The sequence below is a fragment of the Mesorhizobium sp. M0028 genome (genome assembly GCF_040323855.1).
In the GTDB taxonomy this organism is placed as follows: domain Bacteria; phylum Pseudomonadota; class Alphaproteobacteria; order Rhizobiales; family Rhizobiaceae; genus Mesorhizobium.
The window spans coordinates 15488-38542 of sequence record NZ_JAMYVG010000031.1 but is presented as its reverse complement, the minus strand read 5'-3'; the positions used below and the strand labels follow the sequence as shown (position 1 = coordinate 38542).

The window sequence follows — 23055 nt, the reverse complement described above, 5'->3', positions numbered from 1 at the left end:
GCATCCACATACCTTCGTCCGCCGACGTAGCCGTGACCGTCCAGAGCAAGGCGATGGCAGTTGCTTTGGCCAAACATTTCAAATTCGAGTTCATGCTGACTGTCGCTCTCATCTTGCCTCCTGTTCTCCGCAGATTGGATTGGTGACTATCGGGATGGCCGGAGTCCTGGCGCCCGCGCGGCGGCCAACACCGTAAACACCGAGTGGACCCGTTAACCGCAAAAGTCCTGATGGCGCTCACCTCTCATATTTGTCGCGCGCAACGTTTGCGGATCATCCGCTGCACCAATCGTGCCAAATGAATAAAGCCTTCAGTTACAAATGGTGAGCCGCCCCGTCCATGTCCGATCTCCGACGTCTTTCACGTAAAGGGCTCGGTGCTTCCACGCTCGTTTGCTCTTCGCCCGTCCCTCTTCCGTCTTGACTAGCAGGAGCCTACGGCCTATCTCACTGCCGCGTTAGCACTCGCTTCTGGTGAGTGCTAACCACGCTCCGGCAACGGAGAACCGTTCAACATCCGCACCAGGGAAATCCAAAAATGGCAAAGTCGAATTTCCGGCCGCTGCATGACCGCGTGGTCGTTCGCCGCGTCGAGTCCGAAGCGAAGACCGCCGGCGGGATCATCATCCCCGATACGGCTAAGGAAAAGCCGCAGGAAGGCGAGATCATCGCCATCGGTTCCGGCGCCCGTGACGAGGTCGGCAAGCTCGTCCCGCTGGACGTCAAGGCCGGCGACCGCATCCTGTTCGGCAAGTGGTCGGGCACCGAAGTCAAGCTCAATGGCGAAGACCTTCTGATCATGAAGGAAGCGGACATCATGGGCGTCATCGGCTGACACGCCGCCGCCTTTCATCCGCACCATCCAATCTGAATTTCGGGCGAAATGCCCAGGAGTAAAAAATGGCTGCCAAAGACGTAAAATTCTCCCGCGACGCTCGTGAGCGCATGCTGCGCGGCGTCAACATCCTCGCCGACGCGGTGAAGGTCACGCTCGGCCCCAAGGGCCGCAACGTCGTCATCGACAAGTCGTTCGGCGCACCGCGCATCACCAAGGACGGCGTCACCGTCGCCAAGGAAATCGAGCTTGAGGACAAGTTCGAGAACATGGGCGCGCAGATGGTCCGCGAAGTTGCTTCGAAGACCAACGACATCGCCGGCGACGGCACCACGACCGCGACCGTTCTGGCACAGTCGATCGTCCAGGAAGGCCACAAGTCGGTTGCCGCCGGCATGAACCCGATGGACCTCAAGCGCGGCATCGACCTCGCCGTCGCCGACGTCGTCGCGACGCTGATCAAGAACGCCAAGAAGATCAAGACCTCGGAAGAGGTTGCCCAGGTCGGCACCATCGCCGGCAATGGCGACGTGTCGGTCGGCTCGATGATCGCGGAAGCGATGCAGAAGGTCGGCAATGAGGGCGTCATCACCGTCGAGGAAGCAAAGACCGCCGAGACCGAGCTTGAAGTCGTTGAAGGCATGCAGTTCGACCGCGGCTATCTCTCGCCCTACTTCGTCACCAACGCCGAAAAGATGGTTGCGGATCTGGAAGACGCCTACATTCTTCTCCACGAGAAGAAGCTCTCCAACCTGCAAGCCATGCTGCCGATCCTCGAGGCTGTCGTGCAGACCTCGAAGCCGCTGGTCATCATCTCGGAAGACGTCGAAGGCGAGGCCCTGGCCACGCTGGTCGTCAACAAGCTGCGTGGCGGCCTGAAGATCGCCGCCGTCAAGGCGCCTGGCTTCGGTGATCGCCGCAAGGCCATGCTGGAAGACATCGCCATCCTCACCGGTGGCCAGGTCATTTCCGAAGACCTCGGCATCAAGCTCGAGAATGTCGGCCTGAACATGCTCGGCCGCGCCAAGAAGGTGTCGATCTCCAAGGAGAACACCACCATCGTCGACGGCGCCGGCAAGAAGGCCGAAATCCAGGGCCGCGTCGCCCAGATCAAGCAGCAGATCGAGGAGACCACCTCGGACTACGACAAGGAGAAGCTGCAGGAACGTCTCGCCAAGCTGGCGGGCGGCGTTGCCGTCATCCGCGTCGGCGGTGCGACCGAGATCGAAGTCAAGGAAAAGAAGGACCGCGTCGATGACGCCCTCAACGCGACCCGCGCGGCCGTCGAAGAAGGCATCGTTCCCGGCGGCGGCGTCGCCCTGCTGCGCGCTTCGCTGGCCATCACCGTCACTGGCGCCAACTCCGACCAGACCGCCGGCATCGCCATCGTGCGTCGCGCGCTGCAGGCTCCGGCCCGTCAGATCGCGGCCAACGCCGGTGCGGAAGCATCGATCGTTGCCGGCAAGATCCTTGAGAACAAGGGGGCAACCTTCGGCTACAACGCCCAGACCGGCGAATATGGCGACATGATCGCCATGGGTATCGTCGATCCGGTCAAGGTTGTGCGCACGGCTCTGCAGGACGCGGCCTCGGTCGCCGGCCTGCTGGTCACCACCGAAGCCATGATCGCGGAGGCTCCGAAGAAGGAGTCGGCTGGCGGCGGCATGCCGGCTGGTATGCCCGGCGGTGGCATGGGCGGCATGGGCGGTATGGATTTCTAATCCAGCCCCCTATCAACCTACAGCGGAAAGGGCGGCAGCAATGCCGCCCTTTTTTGTGTGCCGAGCATGATCGACAGCTTTAGACGTGCAAGTCCTCTACCCAGCCTGATGGCAGCGAAGCGCAACGGCGTCGTCGTGAGACGGGGTCTGGCCGTGTCCTTTCGTTCAGCCGCTGGTCGAAACTCGTGCTGCCTTCCGCCGTGCCGTCGATCTTTACAGGGCTGCGAGAAGGCCTTGCCAACGGCTGGCAGACCCTGGTTGCGGTAGAACTCATCGCATCGTTCGAAAGGCTCCGATACCTGATCGCCTATGGTCGTCAGCTCTTTCAATTGGAACTCGTTCTTTCGGCCATGATCGTGGTCGGCCTGACCGGATTGGGACCCACGGCCTGCTCACGCTTGCCTAAAACCATCTGCAACGCTGGCGTCCGGAGACCCAGATGAGCCTGATCACGATTACAGGTCTGGATAGGCTGTCGCACGGCGCTTCCATCGCACCGCCGCCCTTCCGCTTCATCGGCCGACATCTGCGGCCGCTTGCGGAGCCGATGGCGCTGCTCGCGATTTTGGGAGTTGCTCGCCCATGCCGGCGCTGCTGACCCACGTTTCTACCGCGGCTGGAAGAGGTGGTGGCCGCGGCATGGCAGAGTTCAGCCGAGGTGGCCTTGGCTCCAATCCTCTGGCGAGCCTGGAACCCTGATCGGTTTCGTGTGTGGCAGTGTGGCGGAAACGCGTTTGGTCTGGTGATCGGATTTTCCCGCCTCATCGAACGCCTGAGAGGCTCGTGGTCGCGGTTGTATTAGCGCTATTACGTGACCTGATCACGTTGACGATGCCAGCACCTTCATTGGCCACTTTCTGGACCATGTACGTCACATCAGGCTCCCCCGCCCGATCGACACGAGCCGGCTCTGTAACCAAGCCGCCGTCATATAGCGGTTCCACGAACGGCACTGGCGGCAGTCGTCTTCTCAGCGGCTACAGGTGGACGTTTCAGCATGACGCCAACGAATCCGATGGTGGCAAGGACAGGCAGACCAAGCACCGCGTATAAGCTGTACTCCGCTGGAGTTCGCCTCGGAAGTGGAGCGACAAGGGCCTGATTTGTCTTGCCATGCCGACATTGTCAGCACGCTTTTCGAAGCCTCTGAATTCCTTAGTGTCCATCCCAGCTCGACCTCCGACCATCCCCATTTCCGGCTGCCCGCGGCACGGCAGCCCTTGGCCTCTAGCTGCGCTCGAGCGGATCAGCGTGCCGTCTGCCTTCTCTGGCCGATCAAAATGTCTGCACCCATTTGGCAATGGCCGTTTCGCGCAAAAGTATTCCCCCGTGAGCCGACTTTCCGAATTGGCTTAACTTCCAAATCTGTGGCTTTGCCTGCATTGCGGAGCGCGGAGTTCCGACCACTCGCCCAAGGGTATGCCATGGCGTTTCGTCTCTTTGTTCCGATCCTTGCCGGTGCAACGCTGCGCGAGCGGCTGCTCGCCTGCATCGGGGCCATGATCGGCATCGTATTGACTGGCGTGATCAGTGCGCTGGCGAACGGGTCTGGCCCACATGTCGCACTGCTAGTTGCTCCAATGGGAGCATCGGCCGTGCTGCTCTTTGCCGTGCCTTCAAGCCCGCTGGCGCAACCTTGGTCGATTATCGGTGGCAATACGATTTCGGCGCTGGTCGGGGTGATCGTGGCGCATTTCGTGCGTGAACCCGTTCTTGCTACCGGCATCGCGGTGGCGCTGGCCATCGCCGCCATGTCGTTCACGCGCTGCCTGCATCCGCCGGGTGGCGCCGCCGCCTTAACTGCGGTGTTCGGCGGACCGGCCGTCTTCAGTTCCGGCTTGCTGTTTCCCTTCGTTCCGGTAGCGCTGAACTCGATCGTGCTGGTCGCACTCGGCTACGGCATCCATAAACTGTCGCGGCGCAACTATCCACATGTGGCGGCCCCCGCCCTTAAAAGCGCGCATGGAACCATCGATCCGCCGGCGCGGGAGCGGGTCGGCTTCCAGCCCGAGGATATCGATGCCGCGCTCGGCGCGCTGGAGGAAACCTTCGATATCGACCGCAACGATCTTGAGCGGCTGCTGCGGCAGGTCGAGTTGCAGGCGATGGTGCGCTCCCACCGCACCCTGCTGTGCGAGGACATCATGTCGCGCGATGTGATTTCGGTCGATGAACATGCGCCTGCCGACCAGGCGCGTCATTTGCTGCTCGATCACAACATCCGGACGCTGCCGGTGACCGACGCCGACGGCGGGCTGGTCGGTGTAGTTGGCCTGCGCGAGCTGACGAAGGCGACCGACGCGGTGAGGGCTGTGATGTCGAAGGCTGGCACCGCCTCTCCCGATACGCCGGCGATGAGCCTGCTGCCGGTGCTCACCGACGGCCGCAGCCATGCCGTGGTCATCGTCGATGCCGAGCGACGCATTATTGGGCTGATCACCCAGACCGACCTGCTGGCAGCGGCAGCGCGCGTGCACATGGCGGACACAACGCTGGCAGCGGCATAAAATAGTGATCCGGACTTGCTCAATCCGGGAACCCGATGGGGCGCCAATAGGATAGTGGTATTAAGTGCGGCCTTCCGCCTAAGACAATTCCTTTTTACGAGTAGATCAACCCTGAAACGCGACCGCGTGCTCAGGCATCTGGTTCACGTAGGCCAAGTACGACTGCAACAACGGAACACTCTTCAACCTTGCCGGTGGCCAGAGCCAGTCCGCTATGTCGACCAAAGGCGCGGACTACAAATGGAACCATCTGGTGGACGGCTCCTCTGCAACGATGGTAGCGCGGTTCGCATGTCCAAGGCTGGCTTGAAGCTCTACGTCGCGGGTTGAATGATCCTTGGCAAGGGTCGCGGCTCAGACGCCGAGGACGCGGTTCGCAATTCCATGCAGGTGGTCCTTTCCTTTGGTTCCTGCATTTCGCCTATGGTGAGGCGCCGCCGACTCCCGTCATGCATCACGCCGACGACCGCCGCTTCCTCGCCGCGCCAAGGGTTTGACTAGGCCGACGATAGACCCTGAGATAAGCAATTCCGAAACGATGTGGCTTCCTTGCGCGAAGTCGGCTCTGTCGAACAGCGATGTCAACATGATCCTGAGTTCCGAGGGTTCGCCGCGCATCAATCCTATAACCTTGATGACGTTCCTGACTAGGAGGATGAGGCTGCTCCAACACGTCCACCGTGTTAGGAATTGCCATTGCACGACTTGATCTCGGACTTCTTCGTCGCGCGTCGCCAATTTCCAGCCCAATACCGCGCCTACGCTTGGTACCCGAACCACGCGGCCTATCGCCCTCATGCCCACTTCGAGGACCCTCCAGGATCGGGCCTGTTCGGATAGGTGTGGGAGGCCGAAGCATCAGAGGGAACGGCCAGACGCTACCATGAGGATGCGCCATCTGCCGAAGAGCCGTACCGTTACCTTCGTCACTGTGCGGAACGCGGGGCGACCGTCGCTTCAGCCATCCGGCTTTGGGTGTCATTTCTCCCCTGGCGGAGTCCACCGCCCCCGACAAAAGCCCGGTCTTATGTAGCAAACGCACCAAGCGAGAAATTACGCAGCGGGCTGTACGGTAGTAGCCGTGCCCGTGGCAGCGTCGACCGCCTTGGATGCCGCCGCAGTGGTGGCTGCGGCTTCCATAAGTGCTGCCTTACCAAGAGACGTGACTTGGTATCGCAGAAACCTTCGCGCTGCGAGTTGCACCCACGCGCCCGCCCAAGCCATCAACATAGGCCATACAAATGCCAAGACTGAGAGTAAGAAGTAGAAGCTGATGGAATTGGCATCTTTGCAAAGAAACCATCCAATGATCCCAGCACTGTGAGCCGTTCCAAGGATTAACATAAACGCAACAAATACAGTTAAAACAATTGATAGAAGCTTTCCAAGCCTCCAGAAGAAAAACACGTTGAACAATATGCCCCACACACTAGGTGGGGTATTTATCCATCGTGTTTCGGGAATCAGGATACGATTTTTATCAATCGTCTTTACGTCTGCAATGGCTCTTAGCTGTCCATACCAGATAGTATCCTTTACAGCGTCAGTTGCGCTGGCCTCCACCGCTGCAAGCGACTCGCTGACGCTGTCGCTAATACGAGTGATGTAGGCAAATACCGCAAGATTGAGATATGCAAGGTTTAGCCCCAGCGCCGCCCCGAGAACGGGCTCCAGCTGGGGCAACATAGACACACAGGACGCCGGCTCACCCAAATTGGTCTTTGCCTACGCCGCGACAGTCGCGGCGCGAAGGTTCATTGGAGCACTGGTCTGCCAAACACGATCAAAGAGGCGGATCAGGTCATTGGTTAAAGGAGATTCGCCGAACAGCGCTATTGCCGCTGTTTCAGTGTTGTCCTTCTCAAAACGAAGTCCTTTGTTGTCCATGATCGCAAAATTCATCTGGATTGGCGCCCTAAGGTGCTGTGGTACAACCCGGATTTGCAAGTTTGGATGACCTACCAAACTGTGAAAAAACGGGTGGTTGCTGGTATCCAGATTATGCGGCTCCTCGATCAGAACCTCAGCTTTGCGGTTTGGCAGGCCCAGGAAGAGGTTCGCGTGAGCTACGGTGTCCGGCGCCCCGTAAATTCGGGGGTCGAAGGTTCTGCTGAGGATTCGAATGCACGAGGACGCCCGAGCGAACATACGCTCTATGATGATAGAAGCGTGGATGTGTGAGCCATTCAGAACAACCTCACCGCTCATCTCTCGGATCAGCCGATCTATTTTTGCGCGGTAAACTTCGTCAGACATCGCCACAGCCCATCACATGAATTCGCCTAAATGTAGGCGACCCCCCAGCATCATGCTGGAAATATACTACTCCAAAATTATAGAGGAGCAACCTATGACGGAAAGGGCCTGCAAAAAAAACGCTGCCGTAAACCCGCCTCGACTGATTTTGTTGTTCAAATTGCGCTCGGTCTCATGAACACCGATGGCTGACAGCTTTTCGGCGAGTTGGGCATAGGTGACCCCCTTTCGCTTCAATTCCGCCTTCAACAGGTTCTTGGCCTTCGTCTCATACTCGACGGTTGCCGGGTCGTCCTTCCGTGCCATGTGCCGCCTCAAAAAATACCATCATATCCGGTGATATAAACCCTTGCATTTGGCGGTGCAAGCCGTCATATACGGTGAACAAAATCACCGGATATGATGACAATGGCCCAGCACTTCCTACTTTCCGCCGAAAGCCGCTCGCTCTCCCTCAAAGAAATTTACAAGGGTGGCGAGGAAAAGGCTTACGACACGTTCAAGGTCCTTCGCTGGGCTTCGACGCAAGGTGAGCCTGTTTGTCCGAAATGCGGATGCCTGGACCACTACGACATTCCGACCCGTCGCAAGTTCAAGTGCGCCGCCTGCGGTGCGCAGTTCTCCGTCACGTCCGGTACGATCTTCGCTTCGCGCAAGCTGGCATTTGTCGATCTGTTGGCCGCGATCTGCCTGTTCGTCAACGGCGCAAAGGGCATGTCGGCTGTCCAGTTCTCCCGCGATCTGGACGTTCAGTACAAGACTGCCTTCGTGCTTGGCCACAAGCTGCGCGAAGCCCTGTCGGCTGAAACCAAGAACGAAACGCTTGAAGGCGAAGTCGAAATAGACGGTGCATTTTTCGGAGGCGTCGTGCGCCCTGAGAACCGCGTAGAGGACCGCAAGGACCGTCGCATGAAGGAACATCAGTCAGACCGTCGTCGCGTCGTCATCGCCCTGCGCGAGCGCGCCGGCCGTACCTTGACGTTCATCCGCCATCGCGAAGCCGAGGGCGTTGAGATCGCCCGCGCGCGCATGCTGGCCGGCACCAAGCTGTTCGCAGACGAGGCCAGCCATTGGGACGCTCTAGCAGGCTTCTCTGATTGGGGTCGTTGAGGTCAAGCTCCTCCTGATAATTTTCCGGACCATGTCGCCCGCGGGTCACTCGCTTCTCTTCGCGGTCGGCGTTAGGCCGCCGCATGATGGGGTCAGTAGAGCGAGGCGTCTCAATCTGTTGAACGACCTTAGGAGAGTTCGTCCCAGGATCGTGCCTGCTAACGAGATCGCCTTGCCCGTCGTCCCCACGGGAACGATCCGGCTCACGCCCTTTCGGGCGGAATCAACTCCTCCTTCGTTGGTCCGTTGTGCCTATTTCATGGCCGATACGGAGCCGGGTGCCTTGCCGAAGCGGAATTCTGTCGCATCGCTCCACATGCGATGCAGGATGACAGCGATCGGCGAAAGCGGTCCGGCTGATCGACCGTGGCACGAAAGGCGAGCGCGGTGATGGGTCCCACACCGGGCACGGACATGAGGCGCCGGCAGACTTGCTCCTTGCGGGCGATATTGAAGACCTGCTTTGTCAGTCGCCCGAACTCGCGCAACATCGTTGCCACGATCGCCAGAAGCGGCTCGACAAGCGCCATGATGACCGTATCTGCGCCAATCAGTTCGCGCACGCGATGGGCGAAAGCTGCGCGGCCTGGAGTGCCGAGCTTGATGCCGGCCTCCCGCAGAATCGCCCTGACGACATTTTCGATCGTCCGCATTTATTGAGGACCGTGCGTCGCGCAACGAGGAGGGATCGCCAGAGCCGACACTGCTGGCTCTTCACATGCACCTGCCGATACCAGCCGGTGCGCATGATCTGCGCCAAGGCGCGGGCGTCGTTGCGATCGGTTTTGTTCGGCATCGTTTTCATCGCCGCGTTGGCCTGCCGGGTCTCGATGCAGATCGCCGGCAATCCTTCGGCGCGAATACCGTCATAAAGCCAGGCTGTCAGCGAACAGGCTTCGAGCCCGATGCGCTCCAGCGGCAGATCGATTTTCCGCAAGGCTTCATAAAGCGCCCTCGGCTCACTCGCCGCCCGCCCTTCCTTCACGATCCGGCCGCTCTCGTCGACGACACAGATCGCGGTCTCTTCCAAAGACACGTCAAGTCCGGCAAAATACTTCATGGCTGCTCCTCCTGATGTTTGTGGCGATCTACATCGACCACGTTCTCACATCTCGACAGGAGCAGCCGCCCTCAATTTGGCTCGGGCGAGACCCCAATCACCCCATCTGTTGAAAAAGGCCCTCGCCACCGGACCGCAGCGATGATTCACTGGCTCCGAAGGGATTCGGAGGCGACGAGTGCGCGGCGGCGACGATCGAACTGGCGAACTGTTCAGCTACGTGAACCTTGAAGTCCGGGTTCGGCCAATCATCCATTGCGGGCGATCCGGACGGTCGTGGCTGAAGCCCTGTCGACGCTAGATCGTGAGTTCGCGGCGCTGTATTCGCCGATGGAGCGGTTGGAATACGACCTCCTGTTCCGCTGGTTCGTCGGCATCGGCGTCGACGACGCAGCCTGGGACCATTCGGTGTTCTCCAAAAACCGTGACCGGCTGCTGGAGGGCGATATCGCGGCGAAGTTCCTGGCGGCCGTGCTGGCGCAGCCCAAAGTCAAGAAGCTCCTGTCCACGGATCACTTCTCGGTCGACGGCACGCTGATCGAGGCCTGGGCTTCGATGAAGAGCGTCAAGCCGAAGGGCGGTTCGGGCGAAGATGACTCAGGCGAGCCGCCGGCAGACGGCGGCGGACGCAATGCGGAAGCGGACTTCCACGGCGAGAGGCGATCGAACGAGACGCACACCTCGACTACCACCCCGACGGCAGGCTCTACCGCAAAGGGCGGGGCAAGGAGGCCAGGCTTTGCTTCATGGGACATAGGTTGATGGAGAACCGCCATGGCCTGCTGGTCGATGCCTGTCTGACGCTGGCCGACGGGCATGCCGAGCGAGTGGCGGCCCTGCACATGATCGAACCTCGCGCCGACCGGCCGCAGGCGATCACGCTCGGCGCCGACAAGGCCTATGACGCGGAGGACTTCGTCAACGAGTTGCGCTCGATGAAGGTGACACCCCACGTAGCGCAGAACACGAACGGCCGTCGTTCGGCGATCGATCGCCGCACCACGCGCCACGGTGGCTATGCCGTCAGCCAGCGCATCAGAAAGCGCATCGAAGAGGCGTTCGGCTGGATCAAAACCGTCGCTGGGCAGGAGAAGACCAAATTGCGCGGCCGCGACCGCGTTGGGTGGGCCTTCACCTTCGCGGCCGCCGCCTACAATCTGGTGCGGCTGCCCAAGCTCTTGGCGGCGTCGAAATGACCGTGCCCGCGGGTTGCCAACTGATCGGCCGCTGGCGGATCATCGAAGCCGATCTGTGGGATCGCGGTTACCTGAACCTCGATGGACCCGCAACGATCACCATCGGAGCCGACAACAACGGCGAGATCGCCTTTGGCGCCCTGCAAGCCGGTCTCGATCTGAGCTACAGCCCCTCGATAGTTCACTTCACATGGGGCGGATGTGACGAGATGGATGAAGTCACAGGCGATGGCCATGCCGAATTGCTCGACGACGGCTCGATCGAGATCACGTTCGCCTACCACAACGGCGACGAGGCCATCCTCAAGGCAATACGGCAGACTTCTTCAACAACCTGCTAGAGGTTGATTACGCTTCGACCCGCATCAACCACTCGGAAAGCTACAGCGACGGCCACGGCAAGCACACCAACATGGTGGAAAGCTATTTCAGCCGCCTTCGCCGCATGGTCGCTGGCCAGCACCACCACGTTTCGCACCGCTACCTGTGTCAGTACGCCAATCACGCCGCATGGCTGGAAGATCATCGCCGCCGGTCAAATGGCGGCAATGCCTTCGCCCTGCTTGGCGGCGCGCTCAACCACCCAGTTTCGCGGATATGGGCTGGCTACTGGCAGCGGGCGTCGGTCTAAGTGACCCGCGCACGACGCGCGGGTTGAGGTGTACATTTTGACCGGCTTGAGGGAGTTCTTTTGTGAACACCAATGGCAACTCTGGCGCATTTGGATCTGGCCTCTTGCCGGTTCCGGTGCGAGATGGCTTCGAAAAGGCAGCGTAGGGAAGGGTCTCTATTGGAGGTAACTGTGGTCGCTGGTTCTGGAACCATTCGTCTATCGCCATAATTTGGATTCTAGGAATTGACCCATGCACAGTCTTAGCAAAGCCGGCGACGACGGCTTCCTTGAGCATTTCCCGAGTCGGCGCATTCAGACAGATAAACAAACCCATCTCTGCCTGCTCGCGCTCAATGACGCCGCGAAACTCCCGCACCATAGCCGGATTAACATTCTTTCCCGCCTTAACTGAGGTAAGCAATCTTCCGTATGATCGGCCGGGGCCATTAGGGAAAAACAATTCTCCATCAATGCCTCGGTCGGCACCTTTCTTCACTTCCTTCAGAAGATGAACACCTAACAGATAATTTGCCCACCACTGGAACTGGAACGGATCGTTCTTCGCCAAGTCGGCTGCAGTTTCGTAGTCGGCTGGGATGCCGATTGATCTTGGAACACGCAACGCGCCGAAGTGCTCGCCAAGCCGCTCTTCGATCACGTGGATAGCGTGAATTGATACATCGATACCAATCCAACGGCGACCTAGGGTCTCAGATGCGTGAACTGTGGTTCCGCAACCGCAAAATGGATCAAGGACTAAATCGCCCTCATTCGACGACGCCTTGATGATCCTTTCCAGCAACGCGAGAGGCTTCTGGGTCGGGTAGCCAATTCGCTCTGCTGACTGTGGGTTAAGCGAACTGATGTCAGTCCAGCAATTGCCAACTGGGGCGCCAGTATCATCATCCATCCTAAGCTTGCGGTATGGCTTGCCATTGGAGGTCCAGCCAAGATCGCCTCGCATGTCGATAGCTGCCAGTTTGTCCTCTTCCATTCGCCAGCCCCACGGACTTGGGTCATAATCTTTGTACACGTAGCTGAGGTTTTCTCGCGCCCCCATACTCGGTGAGCGAACTACCGGACCATCCGTAAACGAGCCCAAATTGTCGACTCTGTCATACTTTTCAAGTAATTCCTCTTTTGAAAGAGGTCGCTTAATTCTCTCTATACGGAGAACTGCGTCGTCGCTTTTTGCATAGAATAGTATGGAATCCGTGTCTGGGCTATACCGCTTTGCTTGATGCTGTGAACCTTTTGGGTTTCTGGATCGACGCCACGTTACTTCATTTCGATAGTTTGCAACGCCAAAAATTGCATCAAGTATTATTTTTAGGTAATGGCTAGCGGTCGGATCACAATGCAGGTACATGCACCCAGTGGGCTTTAGCGCGCGATGAAGTTCCACCAAACGAATAGCCATCATGACCAAATAGGCCATCATATCGCTATCGCCCAGCGCTGCGCGAAGCGCTCGAACGATGGCGCCGGTCTCGCCGCCGACCCTCGTCAAGAGATGCTCGTATGCGCGCTCTGCCTCGTAACCCCATATCCAAAAATCTAAAAATGCCCCCACTTGAGCGCTGCTGACATCTTCACGGGGGCTTTTAAATAGAACGTTGTATCGCGCATTGCTGTTGAAAGGCGGGTCGAGATAAATAAGATCGACGCTGCCGGGCTCGACATATTTTCGAGTGACATCAAGATTATCGCCAAAATAAAGCTTGTTCATCGCCGCCACCTTTGCCACGCCGTTTTCAGAATAAACCACGAAGGTTAATTAAGATGAATCGCGCTCAACCAAGCTTTTCGGCGCTGCCAATTCTTTGTGCCTTGGTGCCGGATCGGCTCGACAAGGGACACGCCCCAGCCCTTCGCCTGCACGATGCGGCGCGCCGTCTCTTTGTTCGTCGCGCTGCCTTCCGCCTCGTGCTTCACGATCAGCCTGTAAAGTTCGCCCTTGCGGAAGCGGTTTGGCTTTCGCCGTAAAGGCGTGATCAGCGCCGGGTCGCCCTGATAGCCAAGGATGAGCAGTACGGCGTCAATGTGCTGAAGCTGGTCGGCCAGGTTCGCACCCTTGAACCGAATCGCGCCGGAAATCTCCGCACGCTTCGCGACCAGCGTGTTTATCGCGTGCTCATATCGGGTGGAGCGGACAATTGGGGGCAACTCTTGGCATCCCCGGATTCTAGGGGAAACGAGCTACCGCGTGCTTGGTCTATGTTGGTGCGTTTTGCTACATAAGACCGCAAAAGCCTGACCTTTGCCAGTCTTCTACGGGCAAGCGTTCGCGCCAAAAGTTCAAAGCCGCGTCCATAACATTCAACAATGAAAGCCAGCCTCATCAAATCGAGCAGAAAGTCGTCGATGGCACGTGTGAGCGCGTCAGACTTTTGTTCAAGCTGAAGCAGCAAGGCGCGCGCCTCTTCGATCGCGGCCCGGCAACCGTCTGCGTTTATCAGGAATCAATCCTGTCTAAGATCTGCAAGCCCTCACCTCGCCCCAAGCCAGACTCAGCGCATCGAACGCCGTTGGAGAGAGTTTCCGACGAAAGAACATCGTCGCGTTTCGCGAAAAGGCATCGCTCGGCAAAGTGCCCGTTGATGAAGCATGCTGCGTCAAACGACAAGCAAGAATCCGGGCTCCACCCCGTGATGTCTTCGAAGGCGGGGTGAGCCGGCTCGGGCATGCGTCTCGGCCGCAACCCTTAATCACGAGGAACTGTGCCGCAAGGCAAACAGTTTCTCTCTATTCTTCTAGCCGCCACGGTTCAGCCTAGATTACATGGGAAACGGCAATAACGGAAAAGCAAAGGTTGGCAAAATGAGTAGGGTGGCTGGATCAAATGATGATTTGGCTGCACCAACGACCTTTGCGCCACTTTTGCAGCCCACCTTTCGTTCGATCTGGCTCGCCACGCAAGTCTCGAGCCTCGGCTGGTTGATGCAGACTGTTGCCATCAGTTGGCTGATGGCTACCATCTCGACTTCCGATCTGATGGTTGCGCTGGTGCAGGCTTCATCGAACCTGCCCGCTTTCATTTTGTCCGTGTTCGCCGGGGTTCTCGCTGACAATTTCAGCCGTCGCAGGGTTATGTTCGCGGGCCGCTGCCTTATGGTGATAGCATCTGCGATGCTGACCGCTGTTGTAGCGCTGGGCTTTCTCGACCCATGGATGATTCTCGGCTTCAGCTTTTTAATCGCATGCGGCGGCGCTCTCAACGATCCCGCCTGGCAGGCGTCGGTTGGCGATATGGTGGACCGGCGCGATGTTCCCGCTGCCGTTACCCTGCTTTCCGTTGGCTTCAACACCGTACGGACCGTCGGCCCGGCGCTCGGCGGCATCGTGGTTGCCTACTTCGGGCTTTTGGCCGCTTTTACCGTGACCACCCTCACCTATTTGGTACCCTTGGCCACCATATGGCGCTGCAAGTGGAAGGTCCGCTCGTCGCCTCTTCCGCGCGAGTCGATGAGGAGGGCCATCTATGACGGGCTGCGCTTCACGGCGATGTCATCGGAAATCAAAGCGGCGATCGCACGCGGAACCCTCTTTGGCCTGGCGAGCATCGCCATACTCGCGCTGCTGCCGCTGATTGTCCGCGACCAGTTGGGAGGAGGCCCGCTCGCCTATGGCACGCTCATGGCAGGTTTCGGAACAGGCGCGGTCTTCGCCGGCCTCTCCAACAGCCTGTTCAGACGGAGCTTGTCGCAAGAAAAGCTGATGAGGCTCTCCTGCGCCGCCTGCGCGGCGTGCTCCCTCTCCCTGGCGCTTACCTCTTCGATCGGCGTGGCGGCAATTGCACTTGCTTTGGGCGGCGCAGGCTGGGTCACTGCCTGGTCCGGGGTTGGCGTGAGCGTGCAGCTGGCAAGCCCGCGCTGGGTCGTGGGGCGCACGATCTCCATCTACTATGCATTGATAGACGGCGGCATAGCGGCCGGCAGCTGGGTGTGGGGCACCGTTTCCCAGAACCATTCGCTGACCTGGGCGCTAGAGGGTTCCGCTGCGGCCCTGCTGCTCGTTGCTGCAGCCGGCGTTCTGTTTCCTCTTCGGGAGCGCCGCGAGTCCGAGCCCGATCCTTTGGAGGAATTCGACGCCCCAGCTGTCGCTCTCAGTTTGAAGCCGAGAAGCGGCCCGATCGTGGTCAAGATCGAATATCTGATAGCCGAGAGAAATGTCGAGGCCTTCCTCGACCTCATGCGGCAGCGGCGTCATGTACACAGCCGCGTCGGTGCTCGGAACTGGACGCTCCAGCGCAACCTTCAGAAGCCTATGCAGTGGACAGAAACGTTCCGAACGCCGACCTGGACCGACTACCTTCGCCTCAATCATCGTCTCACGGAAGTAGACAAGGAACTGGACGAGCGTGTCTTCCAGTTACACGCGGGAGAGAAAGCGCCTCAAATGACGCTTTCGATTGAGCGGCCGACAAGCTCGGCCCGGAAACCCGACCAGTCAATCCTTCACCTTCCCCGTCATTGAAGCCTGACCTTCCCATATCTGGGCATCAGCGATCGTTAAAGATCCGGGTGATGGATGAGAATCTCGGCGGCATCCGTGTCGTGCGTGCCTTCGCCGCGCAGCCGCACGAGCTGGAAAAGTTCGACCGCGCCAAGCAGGACGCGCCTTGATCTCGCCAATGAGCGCGTTGACATCCGTGTCGGCAACCAGCGCCATGAATTTCTCGTTCCTGACCGCCATGGGCCTGGTGCTCTGGTTCGGTGGCCAGAAAGTGATCGCAGGTCAAATCAGCGTCGGCACGCTGGCCCTCTTGCTCACCTTCATGACCATTCTGCAGATGCCGGTGCGCCAGCTCGGACTGCTGGTCAACTCGTTCGCGCGCGCCTCGACCTGCGGCACGCGGCTGTTCGAGTTGCTCGACGCCGAACTTGACACCGAGGACGCGCCGGGCGCCCGGGATCTCGTCGTCACCGACGGCGTGCTGCGCTTCGACAATGTCGGTTTCTGCTACGCGGGCTCGGGCGGCCGCCCTACGCTCTCCGGCATCTCCTCCGAGGCGAGCAATGCATCGCCGTCTAGGCAAGGCGAATGCTCCGGACTTCCCAGCCTTTCTTGCCTTGCCCGCATTCGACAAACACCTTCTGTCCCGCCACCAGCACGCTGAGCCCTGAGCGCGTCAGGGCGCTGGCATGAACGAAGACGTCCTTCTCACCGTTGTCAGGAGCAATGAAGCCGAAGCCCTTTTCGGGTTTGTACCACTTGACCGTGCCCCCGCTCTCCAGCTGCGCACCGGTTTCATCGAAGGTCCCTCCAGCGACGCGCGTATGTGACGGAGTTTTCGCGCGGTGATCGCCGATCTCCAGCACCTGCGCGACTTGATGACCTTTTGGACTTTTTTCGACCGTGATCTTGAGAGGCGTTCCCGCGGCAACATCCCGGCTTCCGGCCGCCTCTAACACTCGCACGTGCAGATAGGCCTCCGTGCCGTCAGACAGTTTGACGAAGCCAAAGCCCTTGCTGACTGTGAACCACAATACCTCCGCATCGACAGGATCTGCCGTCACGGTCGGCGGGCGCTGAAAATAGCTTGGCTCGGAAGTCCGTTCCGAAAAGGAAACGGGGTCATCGTCATAGCGATGCCGGCGTGGCTCGCGATGGTCTCGATATTTGCCCATGATCATCTCGACTGGCATGGATGGCGCACTGCGCTACCGTCAAGGTAATCTCAATCGGGCGACGCGTTTCTGTCAAAAAGGCCGTGAAGGCCGCAGCTGTGCCCGGCCTATCGGCCGAACCCTTTGAAACTAGATTCATTTCCCCTGAAACAATAGTGCCGGCGAGTCGATTTACTGACTCGCATAGGTTGTGTTGGAGCGAGAGTGCGATGATGCTGGCGCGGGCGCACTGGAAGGGCTTTATCAGGCATTGCGGAAAGCCTGCTCCGGGTTTCTTCAAAAGGAACCGAACGGCGGGTCGACGACCATTTGCGCCGGCTCCAGGCCACGGGGCAGGCCTGACCGTGCATGATCATCATCTCCAGCGTCACGCCCAGCGTCGACGCCAAGCCGTGGAGAACCATGCCGCGCTGTCGCCGACGAGAACAACGTCGCAATGTCGATCGACGAGCTTTGAATCGGCGCACTCAATGGGCCTCCTTCCCCAAGCACGGATGTCGCGTTGGCACTTTTTGTGCAGCTGCGAAGAGCTAAAATCGCCACGACGGGTGGTGTTGACGCGCCGACAATTATCAGACAAAAACGGAATTCAATCGGTTCAGCGGCCTACGCGGCAGGGCTCTGCTCAACAACCTCGGGGACCATGGACGAACGCGCAAAAGGGATTAGGAAAGGCGGAGCTGGAGGCAAGGCCAACGACGTCAATGCGGACTTAATCGCCGTTGTGGTCGCCATGGACAGCAGCGCCCCCTGCGTTCTGACCATCCCGCAGGCAAACGCCCTGCCCTCGGGCCCGTTCGAGCTTGCTCACCGTTCGCTGCAGTCGGGCCTCAGGGGATGGGTGGAACAACAGACCGGCCAGCCGCTCGGCTATATCGAACAGCTCTACACCTTCGCCGATCGCGACAGGGTTGGCGCTGACGACCGCGTGGTCTCTATCAGCTATCTGGCGCTCACCCACCAAGACGAAGCTGGCGACCCGGCCGGGCGACACTGGGGAAGCTGGTACGACTATTTCCCGTGGGAGGATCACCGCTCCGGCACACCGGCGGTCGTGTTGGACGAATTGCGGCCGCGCCTGATGGAATGGGCGGATGGCACTGACGACAGTACGATACGCCTCGACCGACGACGGCGGGCGGCGATCGCCTTCGGCTTTGACGACCGCCATTGGAACGAGGAACTCGCGCTTCAACGTTATGAGCTGCTCTACGAAGCCGCCCTGGTGGAGGAAGCAATACGCGCCGGACATTCCGCTGCGCCCACCTGGGTCTCGGGCAGATCGATGATCGCCGATCATCGTCGCATCCTGGCGACCGGCATTGCGCGGCTGCGCTCCAAGATCAAATATCGGCCGGTCGTATTCGAACTGATGCCGCCGGTCTTCACGCTTTTGCAGCTGCAGCGCACCGTGGAGGCGCTTGCCGGCAGGCTCGTGCGTAAGCCGAACTTTCGCCGGCTGATCGAGCAGCAGGAGCTGGTCGAGGAGACCGGTGAGACAACCGCGGAAACCGGCGGCCGGCCGGCGCAACTTTATCGCTTCCGTCACGCCGTTCTCGACGAGAGGGTGATAGCCGGAACAAAATTGCCGCTCTCGCGGGCTTGACCCGCCTTGCGCCAGCAGCCCTGACGATGTCGCGGACGGCTTGGCCCTTGTGAGAACCGGGATTGTCGAGAATGACGATGTCGCCCGGCTTCAGTGTTTTGTTGAGTTCGGTTTCGACATAGACGCGAAAGGCCTGCGTATTGATGGGTCCGTCAATGACCCAAGGCGCCTCCACCCGATCATGCCGCAGCGCGGTGATGAAGGTCATCGTCTTCCAATGGCCATATGGTGCGTGGGCCATCAGCCGCTTGCCGCGCACACCCCAGCCGCGCAACGGCGCCATGTTGGTCTTGACCCATGTTTCATCCAGGGAGACCAGGCGCGTAGGGTCAATGCGGGTCTGATAGCGCATCCATTGCGCACGCCCGCGCATCAGCTTTGGCTTGAGCTGCTCGGCCGGCAGAACGGTTTTTTTGAAGCTCTTGCCCTCGCGGTGCAGGAAGCGACCGACGCTCGCAGGAGACCACGTTCAGCCAGTGCCGCCGTCAATTGATGAAGCGTCATGTTGGCATCTCGCTCAACCTCGCCCAGGACGAAAGCACGGTGCTCCCCGTCCATCAGATAGGTCCGATGACCACCCATCTTGCCGGGTGCCGCACTGCCACGGCGACGCTTGCGGCCTCGGGCGTTTCCTGGGCGAAGGCGGTGGCGATGAAAGCCGAGACGACGCCACAGACTGGGCTGGCGGATAGTAGTTCGCGAGTCAGCCACGGTAGCGGTCGCTACGAAGCGCGCGGCACTTTGTCATCGGTACATTCCGTCCCATGCCTGAAATGAGCAGTGCAGCCATGTCGCCTCCTCCGCAGTCACCGTGGCGAAAGCAATCCTTCCGCTGCCACACGGACCTAATGTCGCCTGGCACTAGACTAGCTTGCTTCAGCAAACCACTTAGCGCAATTCTCAGGAGCTACCGTGCCCGCATCGCAGGCGAGGTCCGGGGAGGCTTGCTCACTCAGTTTGCCATTCTGGAAAGTCGCGTTCTTGCCAACGCGCATATTCGAGATATTCTCTCGCAATCGCCTCTACAAGATCTTGTTGGAGCTCTTTGCGAAGGCACGGCATTTCGCTGATTGCCAAGCTGTGCTCTCTCGCAAAATGAATGGCGCAACGATATCCGTCAACGTCTTCCAAAGTGGGACGGACTGCATCTTCCTTCCACTGATCGGCAAGTTCCTGCAGCAATGAAGGTTGTCCTTCTCTTGTGACAAACATGTCTGTGACCCGACGCTTGGCTCTCTCCAGAAAGGCGTTCGAGTTGCCGAGCCGCAACCGCCTTACATGCCACCGAAAAGCGCCATCCCAATGCTGAGTTCGCGCCATTAAATTGAGAAGGGAGATCGAACCGCCTTCGAGGATGAGCCCCGGCTGGGAACTACGCTCATCCACTTGCATTATCAGCTTACGATGGGCGGTCTCGGCGTCGATGATGCCCGCGGTTAGCGGGCGCGAATCCAAGTAGATCCGCTGGGTAGATTGCAGTTCGGAATCCGAGGGACGCCCGCTGCCGGTGGCGATTTGAGGACAGCATTGTACACGATCCAGCGCAATGACCGGCCATCCGGTCTCTCGTGCAATTTGGATTGCCGCGTCTGTTTTGCCGCTGCAGGTCGGCCCGTAAATCAAATAGATTAGCATGTGTATGCCGCATAGTTTATCGGAACTAACCGCCCCCCAAGCACAAGATACTCGGTAGGCTTTCACCGGACTTGTCGCAAACATTTTGACAAGCGGCGATTATGCCCTGAAACGACGCCATTTTCGAACTTTGTGAAGTCCGAAAGGGCGCAAGCAGCCCGTTCTGGTCGTTCAGTCCAGTCACCAACGCCTCTGTTTGACGTTTGACGACGGTCCACTTTGCACATCTCATGCCGACTGTGACGCAACGCGGCACCGCAGGATGGTGACCTCGTTGTCTCCGGCAAAAGATCCTTGCGCGTCTTGGGTTAATCGAGGCGGCGGCGCACGGGCGCCTTATTGTCTCGGAACATGGCCAGGAAGGCGGCTGATCAACAAAAGTGGAAAACGGTGTCCCGACGACCTCACCGATTTGTGAGGCGACCGAGGATCTGCCCGACATCGTCGATCTCGTCCTCGAGGTGGGCCGTGTGCCGGCCGCGCCGCCAAAGCCTCCTCCCCTGCCGGTCCGGCTGGAAGCCTCGTCGAAACGGCACAGGAGTACACCAAAGCCGCCAGCGCGCAAACACACAGACCGCCGGCGCCAAGGATTTGGCGCTTTTTGCGTGGCGTCCGCTCCGATCTTCCGGAAGGGGAGCTGACTGCTGTTTTTTGGGCACTCGCTGCGCATCGCCGCTGCGCAACGCCGAACTGGACATCGAGCGGCTACGCGATGAACCGCATGGTCTGCCATTGTGAGGCTCTTGCTCGACACTAATGGCCTCTCCGAGGTGACGAGGCCGAGCCCTGACGCGCGCGTGCTGGAATGGATGACGGGCTCGATGAAGACCGCTCGTTTATCAGCGTTGTGTCGATCGCCGAGATCCGGCGCGGCGCTGCCCTCATGGACAAAGGTCGGAAACGTGACGCACTGGCCGGATGGCTCGCCCGGGACCTGCCGCAGCGCTTCGAGCCGAGAGTCCTGCCCGTGGACGAACTGGTTGTCCTGGCCTGGGGCGACCTGACGGGCCTCGCGAAGCGGCGTGGCCGCGGTCTGTCATCGATGGACGGGCTGATTGCAGCCACCGCGATTTCCTGACCCATCACATGGCGGGGATATTCATGCGCTGACGGCGAAACACCCAGATGCCCCGCACCTACCACGATCAATATGGAAACGCCTCGGTGGCAGCCACGAGGTCGATGTCATTGAAGATGAGATGAAATAGGCGGATCAGCTCTGCTTTTCGCATCCTTGACGCGCGCTTCATGACAGGCCTCGGCCGAGGGCGTCGAGTTTAGCTTCCGGTTGGATGCTTGCCCTCACCTGTGGCTATGCTTACGGCCATCCCGATCGAGAAAAGCATCGAACGCGGCAGCGACAGCGCGAATTACAAAGCGATGCTCCCGCCGTACGCGGACAAAACCGTTTTCGAAGTCCACTATCCCGTCCTCGGCCAGCATCGCCAAGCGTTCAGCTGAATCGAGAAGACGGATCGGATCAGATCCGTGGGCGGCACAGATTGCCTGCACATCGGCCTCGAGATCGCACATTAGTCGCTCGATAATTGCGGCTCGCACGCGGTCGTCGTCGGTGAGGCGATAGCCCTTTGACGTCGCCAGACGGCCAGCTGCGATGTGCTGGATGTAGGAATCCCGTGTAACTTCGTTTTGGACGTACCCCTCGCCGACGCGGCCGATAGCCGACGCGCCGAAACCGATCAGGGTTCTGCAGGTGGTGGCCGAGTAGCCCAGCGAGTTACGCCGCAGGCGACCAGTTTTCTGTGCTAGCGCGAGCTCGTCGTCCGGCAAGGCGAAATGGTCGAGCCCGATCTCGCGGTAGCCGGCGGCAATCAGCGTCGCGGCCACGGCCGCATACTGTTCGGCGCGGGCAGCGCTGCCCGGAAGAACTGCCTCCTCGATGAGGCGCTGATTCTTTATAAGCGACGGGATGTGCGCATAGCCGAACACCGCAAGCCGGTCGGGGCGCATTGCGACCCCCGCCCTCGCGGTCTCGACGCAGGACTGCACCGTTTGATGCGGGAGACCGAAGATGAGGTCGAAGTTGATGCGGCTTACTCCATGCCGGCGCAGCATTTCCACGGCAGCCGACGTCTGCGCCTCACTCTGAACCCGGTTGATTGCTTTTTGAACAATGGGATCGAAGCTCTGCACGCCGAGACTCACACGGTTCACGCCGGCTGCTCCTAAGGCCTCGGCCATCTCGGCCGTGAACGTGCGCGGATCAATCTCGACGGCAACCGTAGCTGTTTTCGTGAGAGCGAAGCGGCGTCGCAGGAACTCCATCAGAGCCAGGAACTCGGCTGGTCCTATGAGAGACGGCGTTCCGCCGCCGAAATGCATGTCGCTCACGGGCAGCGTCTGCGGCGCTCGCTCCGAGACCAAACGGATCTCGTCACGCAGGGCCGCCAGATAGTTGAGGATCGGCGCATCATGGCGGGTGATGGTGGTGGGGAAGCCACAATACCAGCACGCTGATCGGCAGAACGGAACGTGGAAATAGAGCGACACCGGATCGTCAGCCGGCAGGTTCCTGAGCCATTCCTCATAGGCCTCGGCGCCGACCGCCCCAGAGAACTCCGACACGGTCGGATAGATAGTGTACCAAGGCAGGCCGGCCTCGCGATATTTTGTGGTCTGCAACAGTTACCGTCCCATGCTGATAACCACCAATCTTACCCCTGCGCTCGCCTGTGTCTTTGCGCTATGTCAGTCCGTTCCGCTTTGAGCTCGAAACTTGTATTTCTCAGCAATAGCGGCCGTTCAGTCTTGGCTGGACGGTCAGCGACTGGCCATGGCTGTTCCCGCCGCGACCCTCACGCGCACCGTTTGGTTCCACCATCCCTTCCCTTCAGCCTGGGCCTGGTCGAGTAGATTCTGCTGAGC

General features: G+C 59.6%; 16 protein-coding genes and 9 pseudogenes. 14 read left to right on the top strand and 11 right to left on the bottom strand.

Annotated elements, in window-relative coordinates; genetic code table 11:
* Positions 1–538: 538 nt before the first annotated feature.
* The 5 genes and pseudogenes from groES to NKJ93_RS31475 all read left to right on the top strand — a co-directional run bounded on the left by groES (position 539) and on the right by NKJ93_RS31475 (position 5063).
* Entirely contained in the window at positions 539–835 is a 297-nt protein-coding gene (groES, locus tag NKJ93_RS31495) for a co-chaperone GroES (RefSeq protein WP_352453535.1), read from the top strand.
* A gap of 65 nt (positions 836–900) precedes the next feature.
* Positions 901–2556: a chaperonin GroEL gene (groL, locus tag NKJ93_RS31490; RefSeq protein ID WP_352593224.1), complete on the top strand. Its 1656-nt coding sequence runs from the start codon at positions 901–903 to the stop codon at positions 2554–2556.
* A gap of 167 nt (positions 2557–2723) precedes the next feature.
* A pseudogene (locus NKJ93_RS31485) lies at positions 2724–2999 on the top strand (ABC transporter permease); the annotation flags it as partial.
* Positions 2996–3154 (top strand): hypothetical protein, encoded by a 159-nt coding sequence (locus tag NKJ93_RS31480; protein ID WP_352492851.1) that lies wholly within the window; start codon positions 2996–2998, stop codon positions 3152–3154. The pseudogene NKJ93_RS31485 and the gene NKJ93_RS31480, both read left to right, overlap by 4 nt.
* A gap of 826 nt (positions 3155–3980) precedes the next feature.
* Entirely contained in the window at positions 3981–5063 is a 1083-nt protein-coding gene (locus NKJ93_RS31475) for an HPP family protein (protein WP_352593221.1), read from the top strand.
* Positions 5064–6116: 1053 nt separating this feature from the next.
* On the opposite strand, the gene NKJ93_RS31470 is transcribed toward NKJ93_RS31475, so the two are convergent.
* From NKJ93_RS31470 to NKJ93_RS31460, 3 genes are all read right to left on the bottom strand, one after another.
* Positions 6117–6755 (bottom strand): hypothetical protein, encoded by a 639-nt coding sequence (locus tag NKJ93_RS31470; protein ID WP_352593218.1) that lies wholly within the window; start codon positions 6753–6755, stop codon positions 6117–6119.
* Between the two features lie 33 nt (positions 6756–6788).
* A complete protein-coding gene (locus tag NKJ93_RS31465; protein ID WP_352593215.1) occupies positions 6789–7319 on the bottom strand; it encodes a DUF7931 domain-containing protein in 531 nt (176 codons plus the stop codon).
* Positions 7320–7385: 66 nt separating this feature from the next.
* Complete coding sequence (locus NKJ93_RS31460; protein ID WP_352593212.1) at positions 7386–7625, bottom strand: DUF6471 domain-containing protein; 240 nt, start codon at positions 7623–7625, stop codon at positions 7386–7388.
* A gap of 102 nt (positions 7626–7727) precedes the next feature.
* Between NKJ93_RS31460 and NKJ93_RS31455 the strand changes: the two are divergent.
* Positions 7728–8402 (top strand): annotated as a pseudogene (locus NKJ93_RS31455) (IS1595 family transposase); the annotation flags it as partial.
* Between the two features lie 362 nt (positions 8403–8764).
* Here NKJ93_RS31455 and NKJ93_RS31450 read toward each other — a convergent pair.
* Positions 8765–9489, bottom strand: a pseudogene (locus tag NKJ93_RS31450) (IS110 family RNA-guided transposase); the annotation flags it as partial.
* Between the two features lie 178 nt (positions 9490–9667).
* Here NKJ93_RS31450 and NKJ93_RS31445 point away from each other — a divergent pair.
* From NKJ93_RS31445 to NKJ93_RS31435, 3 genes and pseudogenes are all read left to right on the top strand, one after another.
* Positions 9668–10685: pseudogene (locus tag NKJ93_RS31445) on the top strand (IS5 family transposase).
* Positions 10682–11026, top strand: coding sequence for a hypothetical protein (locus NKJ93_RS31440; protein ID WP_352593209.1), 345 nt, complete (start codon positions 10682–10684; stop codon positions 11024–11026). Before NKJ93_RS31445 ends, NKJ93_RS31440 begins: the two are co-directional and overlap by 4 nt.
* A gap of 20 nt (positions 11027–11046) precedes the next feature.
* Positions 11047–11316: pseudogene (locus NKJ93_RS31435) on the top strand (transposase); the annotation flags it as partial.
* Here the strand turns inward: NKJ93_RS31435 and NKJ93_RS31430 are convergent.
* Both NKJ93_RS31430 and NKJ93_RS31425 read right to left on the bottom strand, forming a co-directional pair.
* A complete protein-coding gene (locus NKJ93_RS31430) occupies positions 11261–13027 on the bottom strand; it encodes a DNA methyltransferase (RefSeq protein ID WP_352593206.1) in 1767 nt (588 codons plus the stop codon). The pseudogene NKJ93_RS31435 and the gene NKJ93_RS31430 overlap by 56 nt on opposite strands.
* Positions 13028–13071: 44 nt before the next feature.
* Positions 13072–13464, bottom strand: coding sequence for a hypothetical protein (locus tag NKJ93_RS31425; RefSeq protein WP_352593203.1), 393 nt, complete (start codon positions 13462–13464; stop codon positions 13072–13074).
* Between the two features lie 654 nt (positions 13465–14118).
* Between NKJ93_RS31425 and NKJ93_RS31420 the strand changes: the two genes are divergently transcribed.
* Positions 14119–15774 carry an MFS transporter gene (locus NKJ93_RS31420; protein ID WP_352593248.1) on the top strand — a complete coding sequence of 552 codons (1656 nt, stop codon included), beginning with the start codon at positions 14119–14121 and terminating at the stop codon, positions 15772–15774.
* Between the two features lie 32 nt (positions 15775–15806).
* A pseudogene (locus tag NKJ93_RS31415) lies at positions 15807–16354 on the top strand (ABC transporter transmembrane domain-containing protein); the annotation flags it as partial.
* Here NKJ93_RS31415 and NKJ93_RS31410 read toward each other — a convergent pair.
* Both NKJ93_RS31410 and NKJ93_RS31405 read right to left on the bottom strand, forming a co-directional pair.
* Entirely contained in the window at positions 16329–16928 is a 600-nt protein-coding gene (locus NKJ93_RS31410) for a cold-shock protein (RefSeq protein ID WP_352593200.1), read from the bottom strand. The pseudogene NKJ93_RS31415 and the gene NKJ93_RS31410 sit on opposite strands and share 26 nt — an antisense overlap.
* Positions 16929–17207: 279 nt before the next feature.
* Positions 17208–17424, bottom strand: a pseudogene (locus tag NKJ93_RS31405) (3-methyl-2-oxobutanoate hydroxymethyltransferase); the annotation flags it as partial.
* 147 nt (positions 17425–17571) lie between these two features.
* On the opposite strand from NKJ93_RS31405, the gene NKJ93_RS31400 reads away from it, so the two are divergent.
* Positions 17572–18534, top strand: coding sequence for an NUDIX hydrolase (locus NKJ93_RS31400; RefSeq protein WP_352593197.1), 963 nt, complete (start codon positions 17572–17574; stop codon positions 18532–18534).
* Between the two features lie 4 nt (positions 18535–18538).
* Here NKJ93_RS31400 and NKJ93_RS33705 read toward each other — a convergent pair.
* Positions 18539–18907: pseudogene (locus NKJ93_RS33705) on the bottom strand (transposase); the annotation flags it as partial.
* Positions 18908–19026: 119 nt separating this feature from the next.
* Here NKJ93_RS33705 and NKJ93_RS31390 point away from each other — a divergent pair.
* Positions 19027–19311 (top strand): hypothetical protein, encoded by a 285-nt coding sequence (locus NKJ93_RS31390; protein WP_352593195.1) that lies wholly within the window; start codon positions 19027–19029, stop codon positions 19309–19311.
* A 171-nt stretch (positions 19312–19482) separates the two neighbouring features.
* Here the strand turns inward: NKJ93_RS31390 and NKJ93_RS31385 are convergent, their stop codons facing one another.
* A complete protein-coding gene (locus tag NKJ93_RS31385) occupies positions 19483–20169 on the bottom strand; it encodes an isopentenyl transferase family protein (protein ID WP_352593192.1) in 687 nt (228 codons plus the stop codon).
* A gap of 734 nt (positions 20170–20903) precedes the next feature.
* Between NKJ93_RS31385 and NKJ93_RS31380 the strand changes: the two are divergent.
* Positions 20904–21244, top strand: a pseudogene (locus NKJ93_RS31380) (PIN domain-containing protein); the annotation flags it as partial.
* 227 nt (positions 21245–21471) lie between these two features.
* Here NKJ93_RS31380 and hemN read toward each other — a convergent pair.
* The gene (hemN, locus tag NKJ93_RS31375; RefSeq protein WP_352593189.1) at positions 21472–22812 is read right to left on the bottom strand and encodes an oxygen-independent coproporphyrinogen III oxidase; all 1341 of its coding nucleotides are present in this window, start codon (positions 22810–22812) and stop codon (positions 21472–21474) included.
* Between the last annotated feature and the right edge of the window lie 243 nt (positions 22813–23055).

What these genes read in the sequence shown, in the direction of transcription:
- NKJ93_RS31390 (WP_352593195.1), top strand. Translation starts at nt 19,027, where the DNA reads ATGAAGCGTCATGTTGGCATCTCGCTCAACCTCGCCCAGGACGAAAGC.
- NKJ93_RS31420 (WP_352593248.1), top strand. Translation starts at nt 14,119, where the DNA reads ATGAGTAGGGTGGCTGGATCAAATGATGATTTGGCTGCACCAACGACC.
- NKJ93_RS31400 (WP_352593197.1), top strand. Translation starts at nt 17,572, where the DNA reads ATGGACGAACGCGCAAAAGGGATTAGGAAAGGCGGAGCTGGAGGCAAG.
- NKJ93_RS31465 (WP_352593215.1), bottom strand. Translation starts at nt 7,319, where the DNA reads ATGTCTGACGAAGTTTACCGCGCAAAAATAGATCGGCTGATCCGAGAG.
- groES (WP_352453535.1), top strand. Translation starts at nt 539, where the DNA reads ATGGCAAAGTCGAATTTCCGGCCGCTGCATGACCGCGTGGTCGTTCGC.
- NKJ93_RS31385 (WP_352593192.1), bottom strand. Translation starts at nt 20,169, where the DNA reads ATGCTAATCTATTTGATTTACGGGCCGACCTGCAGCGGCAAAACAGAC.
- NKJ93_RS31410 (WP_352593200.1), bottom strand. Translation starts at nt 16,928, where the DNA reads ATGGGCAAATATCGAGACCATCGCGAGCCACGCCGGCATCGCTATGAC.
- NKJ93_RS31460 (WP_352593212.1), bottom strand. Translation starts at nt 7,625, where the DNA reads ATGGCACGGAAGGACGACCCGGCAACCGTCGAGTATGAGACGAAGGCC.
- groL (WP_352593224.1), top strand. Translation starts at nt 901, where the DNA reads ATGGCTGCCAAAGACGTAAAATTCTCCCGCGACGCTCGTGAGCGCATG.
- NKJ93_RS31430 (WP_352593206.1), bottom strand. Translation starts at nt 13,027, where the DNA reads ATGAACAAGCTTTATTTTGGCGATAATCTTGATGTCACTCGAAAATAT.
- NKJ93_RS31440 (WP_352593209.1), top strand. Translation starts at nt 10,682, where the DNA reads ATGACCGTGCCCGCGGGTTGCCAACTGATCGGCCGCTGGCGGATCATC.
- NKJ93_RS31480 (WP_352492851.1), top strand. Translation starts at nt 2,996, where the DNA reads ATGAGCCTGATCACGATTACAGGTCTGGATAGGCTGTCGCACGGCGCT.
- NKJ93_RS31475 (WP_352593221.1), top strand. Translation starts at nt 3,981, where the DNA reads ATGGCGTTTCGTCTCTTTGTTCCGATCCTTGCCGGTGCAACGCTGCGC.